Annotated in this window: 1 protein-coding gene; it reads right to left on the bottom strand. The window is 26.3% G+C overall.

The window, feature by feature from the left end:
• Positions 1-307: 307 nt before the first annotated feature.
• Positions 308-1,053: BspA family leucine-rich repeat surface protein (locus tag AVBRAN12654_RS09325; RefSeq protein WP_336614379.1), on the bottom strand; the 746-nt coding region annotated here is incomplete at its 5' end.

Genomic DNA, 1,053 nt, shown 5'->3' with positions numbered 1-1,053 from the left:
AATATCTTCATACTTAATCAATACTTGTAATTCTTCTTTACTCATAGGATGATATTTATTATCCTTAAATTCTATTTTAGAAATAATATCTAAGTCTTGTTTGGTAGCATTTGCTAATTGTTTCATAAAAATCCTTTCATAATAAAATAAATTGTCTTAATGATAGCAATCTGCAAAGACACACTGTGTCTTTTAAGTGAGTTTTAGAAAAATATCAGTAAATAATGAAAATTAAAAAAAGGAATTTAAAATAGGAATTTCGTTTGTTTTAAATACTAGAAAATACTCAAACAAACGAAAATTAAGTTTATTGTTCTAGTTTATCGCAACGTTTAAACATACCCTCTTTCTCTTTTACATTACTCATATCAAAATTAGGTTTATGGGTTAAGCTAGAGCAATAATAAAACATTTCACGCATATCAGTTACATTTTTTGTATCAAAACTTAAAGGTTGATTGAAATTATAACAATCAGAAAACATATAACCCATATCAGTTACATTTCTTGTATCAAAACTTAAAGGTTGATTGAAATTAGAACAACCAGAAAACATATAACCCATACCAGTTACATTACTAGTATTAAAACTTAAAGGCTGATTAAATACACAACATCCATAGAACATACTAAGCATATTAGTTACATTACTTGTATCAAAGTTTAAAGCTTGATTGAAGTTTTTGCAATCACAAAACATACGACTCATATCAGTTACATTACTTGTATCAAAGTTTAAAGGTTGATTGAAATTAAAACAACTACCAAACATCCCACCCATATCAGTTACATTTCTTGTATCAAAACTTAAAGGTTGATTGAAATTAGAACAACCAGAAAACATATAACCCATACCAGTTACATTACTAGTATTAAAACTTAAAGGCTGATTGAAGTTTTTGCAATTCTTAAACATATAGTTCATATTAACTACATTTGAAGTATTAAAACTTAAAGGCTGATTGAAGTTTTCGCATTTGCTAAACATAGAATCCATATTAGTTACATTGCTTGTATTAAAGCTCAAAGCTTTGTTGAAATTGTCACAATTAT

Source organism: Campylobacter sp. RM12654 (assembly GCF_020137585.1).
Classification (GTDB): domain Bacteria; phylum Campylobacterota; class Campylobacteria; order Campylobacterales; family Campylobacteraceae; genus Campylobacter_E.
Note: the sequence above shows the minus strand (reverse complement) of the source record. Positions and strands in the feature narration are given on the sequence as shown.